The organism is Bilophila wadsworthia ATCC 49260, assembly GCF_000701705.1.
Lineage (GTDB): Bacteria > Desulfobacterota > Desulfovibrionia > Desulfovibrionales > Desulfovibrionaceae > Bilophila > Bilophila wadsworthia.
In genome coordinates this window covers 1-8,087 of sequence record NZ_JNJP01000121.1, presented here as the reverse complement: position 1 = coordinate 8,087, position 8,087 = coordinate 1, and the positions used below count along the sequence as shown (strand labels likewise).

At 62.5% G+C, this 8,087-nt stretch carries 6 protein-coding genes; all 6 read right to left on the bottom strand.

Annotated elements, in window-relative coordinates; translation table 11 throughout:
- Window positions 1-316: 316 nt before the first annotated feature.
- The 6 genes from T370_RS0120245 to lon all read right to left on the bottom strand — a co-directional run bounded on the left by T370_RS0120245 (window position 317) and on the right by lon (window position 7,841).
- Window positions 317-886 carry a GNAT family N-acetyltransferase gene (locus T370_RS0120245; RefSeq protein WP_029436817.1) on the bottom strand — a complete coding sequence of 190 codons (570 nt, stop codon included), beginning with the start codon at window positions 884-886 and terminating at the stop codon, window positions 317-319.
- On the bottom strand, window positions 883-1,356 hold the full coding sequence (locus T370_RS0120240; RefSeq protein ID WP_005028032.1) for a pyridoxamine 5'-phosphate oxidase family protein: 474 nt from the start codon (window positions 1,354-1,356) through the stop codon (window positions 883-885). Before T370_RS0120240 ends, T370_RS0120245 begins: the two co-directional genes overlap by 4 nt.
- Before the next feature lie 145 nt (window positions 1,357-1,501).
- Window positions 1,502-3,010, bottom strand: coding sequence for a leucyl aminopeptidase (locus T370_RS0120235; protein ID WP_029436816.1), 1,509 nt, complete (start codon window positions 3,008-3,010; stop codon window positions 1,502-1,504).
- Between the two features lie 171 nt (window positions 3,011-3,181).
- Complete coding sequence (locus tag T370_RS0120230) at window positions 3,182-4,585, bottom strand: sigma-54-dependent transcriptional regulator (RefSeq protein ID WP_005028030.1); 1,404 nt, start codon at window positions 4,583-4,585, stop codon at window positions 3,182-3,184.
- Window positions 4,586-4,618: 33 nt separating this feature from the next.
- Window positions 4,619-4,939, bottom strand: coding sequence for a quaternary ammonium compound efflux SMR transporter SugE (gene sugE / locus T370_RS0120225; RefSeq protein ID WP_029436815.1), 321 nt, complete (start codon window positions 4,937-4,939; stop codon window positions 4,619-4,621).
- Between the two features lie 433 nt (window positions 4,940-5,372).
- Entirely contained in the window at window positions 5,373-7,841 is a 2,469-nt protein-coding gene (gene lon / locus T370_RS0120220) for an endopeptidase La (RefSeq protein WP_029436814.1), read from the bottom strand.
- Window positions 7,842-8,087 lie beyond the last annotated feature (246 nt).

Genomic DNA, 8,087 nt, shown 5'->3' with positions numbered 1-8,087 from the left:
TCTCCCCTCCCCAAACCCCACCCCTCTCCCTCCCAAGACTTTTGTGTTTATTGAATCCCTGTTGCCGGTTTTCCCGGTTGAGGGAAGAAAACCGCCCGAGCGATGTCCGTTCGGGCGGTTTTTCTATGTGTGGAAGGGGATTGTTGTGTGTGGGCTGTTGGGATGGCAGGGGGGCAAGCGTTGTAAGGAAATGGTTATGCGTTGGGGGGACTCTTGCCGTGTGTTCCCCTTGCTGCCGGAAAGGTTGGAGGGGATGGGGACGGAGGGAGCTGCCTGGAAGCGATGCCTCAGGGCAAGAATTCTGCTCCGTACGTTGTCATTCCCAGAAGTCTTTCAGCATCCTGTAGAGTACATGGCGATGGAGCGGGTGATCCGGGGGCAGGGCGGGATGATCGAAATCCTCGGCGGGATTGTGGAGCATCCCGAGCCGCCGCATGAGGCCCTGTGACGGCAGGTTGGTTTCCGTGGTGAAGGCGACCACCTCGGGGAGTTCCAGAACCTTGAAGGCGTAGCCCATCACGCTGCGGGCGGCTTCGAGGGCGTACCCCGTGCCCCAGTATTCGGGCAGGAACCGCCAGCCGATTTCCACGCAGGGCGTGAACGGCGCGTCAAAGGCCACCCGCGCAAGCCCGGTGAGTCCGGCGAGGCTTCCGGTGGCTTTGTCTTCCACGGCCCAGAACGTAAAGCCGTGCTCCGCCTGATGTGCCTGAATTCGGGCCAGAAGTGCGTCGCTTTCGGCTTCGGAGAGTGTGGACGGGAAGAATTTCATGACGCGGGGATCGGCGTTCATACGGCGGAAAGCGGCGCGATCCGCCTCTGTCCAGAGACGGACCCGCAGGCGCTCCGTGACGAGGGGCAAGGTCTGATGCGCTGGCGAAGGGTTCATGCTTTGAGCGCTTCCTCTTCGCCAGGGGCGTATTTCCCCATGAGCGAGTCGATGTCGATGCGGATGATGGCGACCCGGTTGATCATGGAATCGGGGGCGGGGCGCGGGCACAAGGATTTGTAGCGCACGGTGATGGCATCGAGCGCGGTGCGTTTTTCCTCCTTGTCCTCGACGATAATCGCCGTCCCGGTCCCGCAAACGCTGCGGAACGTGGTTGTGGCTTTCTCGCGGATGATGCGGACATCCGCATAGGCGGAGAACCCCACGCGCGGGTTCTTGCGGATCAAGTCCATTTTCTTTCCGGTGAACGCGGTGTGGATGTACAGCGCGTCGCCCAGCAGGACAAAATTCACCGGGAAGGCATACGGGGCCCCGTCGCCGTCGTTCAGGGCAACCACCATGTCGTCGGCGTCGTTCAGAACGCCGTCAATGAAGTCCCGATCTGCGCGGAACCTGTCTTTCATTCCCATTGCTTCGCTCCTTGTAAAGGAAAACAGCGCCGGGAAAGGCGCTGCCTTGCCCTCATCCCCTTACCGACGCTTGGGAACGGGGGGAGGGGGTGGGGGCGGGGAAACTTTCCTTCAGAAAGGTTTCCCCGCCCCTTTTCAATGCAATTTACTTGTTCTCCGCCAACTCGATCAGCGTGCGGACGGCGAAACCGGTGCCGCCCGCGGGACAGTTGGGGATTTTGCGGGTGACGAATCCGGGCCCGGCGATGTCGAGATGCGCCCAGCTTCCGTCGAACGTGATGAACTGCTTGAGGAACACGGCGGCGCTGCTCGCCCCGCCCGCCCGCGCCCCGGCATTGGCGAAGTCGGCGGTTTCGCTCTTGAGCAGTTCAAAATAGCGGTCCCAGAGGGGCAGGGGCCAGTAGGGTTCGCCCACGATGTCGCCGAAGTCCTTGATGCGCTGGGCAAGGGTGGCGTCCTGGCAGAACAGGCCCGCCACGTCGTCGCCGAGGGCCACGACGCACGCGCCCGTGAGGGTCGCCACGTCCACGATCATGGAAGGGTTCCAGCGCCGCTGCGCGTAGGTCAGGGCGTCGCAAAGCACAAGGCGCCCCTCTGCGTCGGTGTTGACGATCTCCACGGTCTTGCCGCTGAGGGTCTTCACCACGTCGCCGGGCCGGGTCGCGCGGGCGTCGGGCATGTTCTCGGCGCAAGCCATAAGGCCGATGACGCGGCGGGGCGTTTCGAGCTGGCCGAGGGCTTCGAACAGGCCCATGACCGCGGCCGCGCCGCCCATGTCGCCCTTCATTTCCCACATCCCGGCGGCGGGCTTGATGGAGATCCCGCCGCTGTCGAAGGTGATGCCCTTGCCCACCACGATGAGCGGAGCTTCGTCGGCGTGCCCGGCGGGGGCGTGCTCAAGGATGATCAGGCGCGGATCGTTGGCGGAACCGGCGGCGACGGCGGCGAACGCGCCCATGCCGAGGGAAACGATGTCCTCGCGTTCGAGCACTTCGCAGTTCATGTCGTGGCGTCGGGCGAGCTTGCGGGCTTCTTCCGCCATGTCTTCCGGCGTGAGGCTGTTGGCCGGGGTGTTGGCGAGGTTGCGTGCGAGGATGACGGCTTCGGCATGGGTCTCGCCGCGCCGGGCGGCAAGGCGGGGGAAGTCCGGCACGTTGGCGTCGCAGAACAGGAGGGCCAGCCAGCGCGGATCGGCGTCTTCGGGCTCTTTGGACTTGAACGCCTTGTTGCGCCACAGGCCGAGCATGGCGGCGCAGACGATTTCTTCAATGGTGCGCTCGACATCGGCGTTGAAGCGGGCCAGACCGGAAACGGGGAGGGCGAGCGTGTCCACGCCAAGTTCGCGGCAGCGGACGGCTGCGGCCCCGGCGCCCTTGCGGAGCTCCTCAAGCGTTTCCGCATACGTCAGCGCGTCGAGCTTGCCGAGACCGACCACGACGGCGCGGGACAGAGGGTGTGCGGGCGGGCCGTAGAGGAGGCCCATTTCGCCTTTTTTCCCGTGGAAGTCGCGCATCCCCGGCGCGATGGACATCCACGGCGCGGCGTCCAGCAATTCGGGGTAGGCTTTTTCCAGTTTCTCGTCTTCCGACAGGAACACGATCACCGCGTCCGCCGACCAACTTTCCGGCCCTCCGGCCTGAAAACGCAATTCCATTGTAAACGCTCCTTTGGGAAGAGGCATTGGGGAAGGGAGAGAAAAACTCCCAGAGAAAGGGCTTTTCTCTCCCCGCCTTAAACCCCGTCCTGTTCTTTCCTAAGGCTTTTGTGTTTGTAGGCTCCGGTGGAGCCTTTTTTCCTCGCTGCCGAAACGTGGGCAACGGGGGCGCTACTCCGAAGAAATCCCGTATCCTTTCAACTTGCGGTGCAGGTAGCTGCGCTCAAGGCCGATGGTCTCGGCGAGCCTTGTGATGTTGCCGCCGCATTCGTGGAGCTTCGCCTCAAGATAGCGGGCCTCGAACACGGCCCGGGCCTTCTTGAAATCAAGATCCGGGCCCAGCACCGCGGATTGCGGCAGGAACGCGGGTTCGCAGGCGGCGGAAGCTGCCTCGGCAGACGGCTCCGGCTTGCCCTGCGGGGTCATTTCCGGCGGGAGATCCACGGGGAGGACTGTTTTGCCGCCAAAGAGGATCACCATGCGCTCCGCGAAATTGCGCAGTTCGCGCACATTGCCGGGCCACGGGTAACGGCGGAGGCGTTCCATCGTTTCCGGCGCGTAGACGGGCGCTTTGCAGGCGTGTACGCGGCACAGGCGTTCCGTGAAGGCCGCCAGCAACAGATCGAGGTCTCCCCCGCGCTCGCGCAGGGGGGGCAGGTGCAGCGGGACCACGCGGAGCCGGTAGTACAGGTCTTCGCGGAACGTCCCGGCGGCAATGGCCTCTTCAAGGTTTTTGTTCGTTGCGGCGATGACCCGCACATCCACCTTGATGGTCCGCGTGCCGCCCACGCGCTCGAAGGACTGCTCTTGAAGGATGCGGAGGATCTTGGCCTGCGTCTTCAGGCTCATGTCCCCGATTTCGTCGAGGAACAGCGTGCCGTTGTTCGCCATTTCGAAGCGTCCGGCCCGGGCCTGATCCGCGCTGGTGAACGCACCCTTTTCATGCCCGAACAACTCGCTTTCGATGAGCTCCTCGGGAATGGCGGCGCAGTTCACCGCAATCATGGGCGCATCGGCGCGCCGGCTCCCGGCGTGCAGGGCGCGGGCGGCGAGTTCCTTGCCCGTGCCGTTTTCCCCGGTGAGCAGTACCCACACGTCCGTGGGGGCGACGCGGGCCAGCAGTTCCTGGAATTTGAGCATGACCGGGGACTGGCCGATGAGTTCGTCCTGTTCGGGCAAAACGGTACGGAGCACCTGATTTTCCCGGCGCAGGGAACCCGCTTCAAGGGCGCGGGCCGCGACGATGACGACCTTTTCCAGAGAAAGGGGCTTTTCGATGAAATCGTAGGCCCCTTGCTGGATGGCGCTGACGGCGGTCTCGATGGTTCCGTGCCCCGATATCATCACGACGGGCAGATCGGGATGGTTCCCCTTGAGGCGCGCCTGCGCGGTGAGGCCGTCCATGCCGGGCAGCCAGATGTCGAGGAAAACGAGATCCGGACGTTCCGCGTCGGCGACCTCAAGCCCTTCCTCGGCGGTGGCGGCCTCAAGCACTTCGTACCCTTCGTCCTCCAAAATGCCCCGGAGCGAGAACCGGATGGGTTCCTCGTCGTCGATGATCAGAATGCGTGCCATACCGTTTCACCCTTGTTCATTCACAATATGCCGTTATGCATCGGAAAGCAGTTTCAGCCCGGCGATGCCCGCGAGGATCAGCCCGATGCACAGAAGGCGCGCCGGGGATGCCGATTCGCCGAAAAGGACGATGCCGAGCAGCGCCGTGCCCACAGCCCCGATGCCCGTCCAGACCGCGTAGGCGGTGCCGATGGGAAGGTGTTTCAGGGCCGAGGCCAGCAGGAAAAAGCTCAGGGCCATGAGGACAAGCGTCACCACCGAAGGGCAGAACCGCGTGAACCCGTGGGAACTCTTTAAGCCGATGGCCCAGCCTACCTCGAGCAATCCGGCCAAAACAAGCAGAAACCAGTGCATACATTACCTCGCCATGTTGTCGAGGCCGTCCCCGGTTCGTAAGCAGCCGCAGGGCCGTCCCTGCGGTTTGGAATATTGGAGAAAGGCACGGGGGAGGGGGCTTTTTATAAAAAGCCCCCTCCCCGAACCCCCTCCCGCAACAATTTTGACTGGTGGGGAGGGACCTCGGAGGGAGTCCCTTCGCATCAAAAAACAAGGCTGTATCGCAGTAACCGATTGATATTCTATGTAATCCAAGATAAATACTGAGGAAACCTTTTCGTCGTTGGGCTTGCCAACAAATGCCTTCAAAAAACTCAACGAAATCAATTACTGTAACCTTGCGCCAATCAAATGCCGTGCAAAGCTAAATTCTGGGGGCGCGGAACCGGGGGACGTGCGCCAAGAGCTTGCCCTTCAAACCACTTCCTCCCCTCCCCAATTCTCTCACTGCCTACTGCGCCGTCGTCACCGCGGGCTCGTGATGGCGGCGGAGGGACTCGATAAGGGAGGGGCAGTCGCTCTTGTCCCAAATGGCGTCCTCGGGCGCGTCGAGGGCAATGGGGAGCACCTCGTCCACATGGTCCACGAGCTCGATGCGCAGCGTCTGGAGGATCTCGTCAGGCACTTCCTTGAGATCCTTGGCGTTGTCGCGCGGGATGATCACGGTCGCCATCTCGGCGCGGCTGGCGGCGAGAAGCTTTTCGCGCAGGCCGCCGATGGGCAGCACGCGCCCGCGCAGGGTGACTTCGCCGGTCATGGCCACGTCATGCCGCACGGGGATGCCGAGCAGGGCGGAAACGAGGCTCGTGGTGATGGCGGTGCCCGCCGAGGGGCCGTCCTTGGGGGTCGCGCCTTCGGGGAAGTGCGTGTGGATGTCGATCTCGCTGTGGAAATCGGGCTTGAGCCCCAGCGCCGCGGCCCGGGAACGTACATAAGAAAGCGCCGCCTTCGCGGACTCGCTCATGACTTCGCCGATCTTGCCGGTGGTGGCCACATTCCCCTTGCCGGGCATGATCACCGTTTCTACATTGAGCAGCACGCCGCCCACGCCCGTATAGGCCAGACCGTTGACCACGCCGACCTTGGGGGACTTTTCGTTCTCGTCCATGCGGTACTTCTTCACGCCGAGATAGGTTTCCAGATCCTCCGGCGCAATGTTCACGCACTGGTCGAGGTTGTCCTCTTCCACCAGCTTGATCGCGGTTTTGCGGCACAGTGCGCCGATTTCGCGTTCAAGGCTGCGGACCCCGGCCTCGCGCGTGTAGGAACGGATGACCTCGGTGAGCGTCTCCTCGGGCAGGGAGATGTTCCCGGGCTTGAGGCCATGCTCCTTGATCTGGCGCGGCAGGAGGAAGTCACGGGCGATGTGCTTTTTCTCTACTTCGAGATAGCTGGAAAGCTCAATGATTTCCATACGGTCCTGAAGCGGAGCGGGAATATTGTGCAGCGAGTTCGCCGTGGTGATGAAGAACACCTTCGACAGGTCGTAGTCGATGTCGAGATAGTGGTCGTTGAAGGTCTTGTTCTGCTCGGGGTCGAGTACCTCCAGCAGGGCGGACGCGGGATCGCCCCGGTAATCGGAGCTCATCTTGTCGATTTCATCAAGGCAGAACAACGGGTTGCTGGACTTGGCGCGTTTGAGGGCCATGATGATCTTGCCGGGCATGGCTCCCACGTAGGTGCGCCGGTGGCCTCGGATTTCGGCTTCGTCGCGCACCCCGCCGAGGGACAGGCGCACGTATTCGCGCCCCGTGGCCGTGGCGACGGAGCGGGCCAGCGAGGTCTTGCCCACGCCGGGAGGCCCTACGAGGCAGAGGATGGGGCCTTTGAGCGCGTTGGTGAGCTTCTGGACGGCGAGGAACTCAAGGATGCGCTGCTTGGGCTTCTCAAGGCCGAAATGGTCGGCGTCGAGGATGGCGCGGGCCTCGGGAATGTCGATGCTGGTTTCCCGCATGTCGTTCCACGGCAGTTCCAGAATCCAGTCCACATAGTTGCGGACGATGGCGTATTCGGCGGAGGCCGGGGCCATCATGCGCAGCTTCTTGAGCTCGGACATGCCTTTTTCCCGGGCTTCCTCAGGCATGTTCTTGGCCTTGAGCATCTGCTCAAGCTCCGCGATCTCGGCCTGCGGATCGTCTTCGCGGCCCATTTCCTTGTTGATGGCCTTGATCTGCTCGGAAAGATAGTATTCCCGCTGGTTTTTATCCATCTGGTCTTTGACGCGGCTCTTGATGCGCCGTTCCATCGAGACCCGTTCCATCTCGGTATTCAGGAACTCGTAAACCTTTTCAAGGCGCTGTCCTGGATCGGCCAGCTCCAGCGCTTCCTGTTTTTTGGGGTATTCGATTTTGAGCAGGGGCAGGATGGTGTCGGCGAGCTGTCCGGGATCGCGCAGGGCGGAGACGGCGGAAAGGATCTCCGGAGTGAGTTTTTTGTTGGTATGGGCGTATTCCGCGAGGATTTCCTTTGTGGCCCGTACCAGCGCTTCGGTTTCCGGGCCGTCATTGCGCATGATGGGCAACGGCGTGACCACGACCTTGGGGAAGGCATCCGTCCCGAACGGGTTTTCCTGATCTTCGGGCGTCAGAGGCCGCCAGCTGATGCGGTACAGGCCCTCGAAGAGCACCTTGATCGGGCCTTCAGGCAGCCTCATGTACTGGAGCACGCGCCCGACCACGCCAACGGCATAGAGATCCGCCGGATCGGGCTTTTCCAGTTCGGGTTCGCGCTGCGTCACGAGGCAGATGCGCTTGCCGTAGTCGTTCACGGCGCTTTCGATGGCCTTGATCGAGGCTTCGCGGCCCACGAGGAGGGGCATGATCGAGTGCGGCGACATGACCACCTCCCGTAAGGGCATGAGCGGAAGCTCGAATCCCTCCAGTGTTGCATTGCTGGTGATGGCGTCGTTCGTTTCGTTCATGCTCGCTCCTTTAGAAGGTACGGAACCGGGGGAGGGGAGAAGGAATCCTTCTGAAGAAGGGATTCCTTCTCCCCTCCCCCGGTTCCCCTCCTCTCATCTTCCCAAGGCTTTTATAACGGGCCCCAGCCCGGCTTCGTATGCCGCGACGGGCCGTATGGAAATTTTCATATTGCAAAGGGAAACGCCTGCCGCGTTTCCTCCCCACCGGTCGAAAGTCTTTGGAGGGGTTGGGGGTGTGGGGGAAGG

Bases quoted from the DNA above. Each gene is read 5' to 3' on its own strand.
- T370_RS0120245 (WP_029436817.1), bottom strand. From the start codon at position 886: ATGAACCCTTCGCCAGCGCATCAGACCTTGCCCCTCGTCACGGAGCGC.
- T370_RS0120240 (WP_005028032.1), bottom strand. From the start codon at position 1,356: ATGGGAATGAAAGACAGGTTCCGCGCAGATCGGGACTTCATTGACGGC.
- T370_RS0120235 (WP_029436816.1), bottom strand. From the start codon at position 3,010: ATGGAATTGCGTTTTCAGGCCGGAGGGCCGGAAAGTTGGTCGGCGGAC.
- T370_RS0120230 (WP_005028030.1), bottom strand. From the start codon at position 4,585: ATGGCACGCATTCTGATCATCGACGACGAGGAACCCATCCGGTTCTCG.
- sugE (WP_029436815.1), bottom strand. From the start codon at position 4,939: ATGCACTGGTTTCTGCTTGTTTTGGCCGGATTGCTCGAGGTAGGCTGG.
- lon (WP_029436814.1), bottom strand. From the start codon at position 7,841: ATGAACGAAACGAACGACGCCATCACCAGCAATGCAACACTGGAGGGA.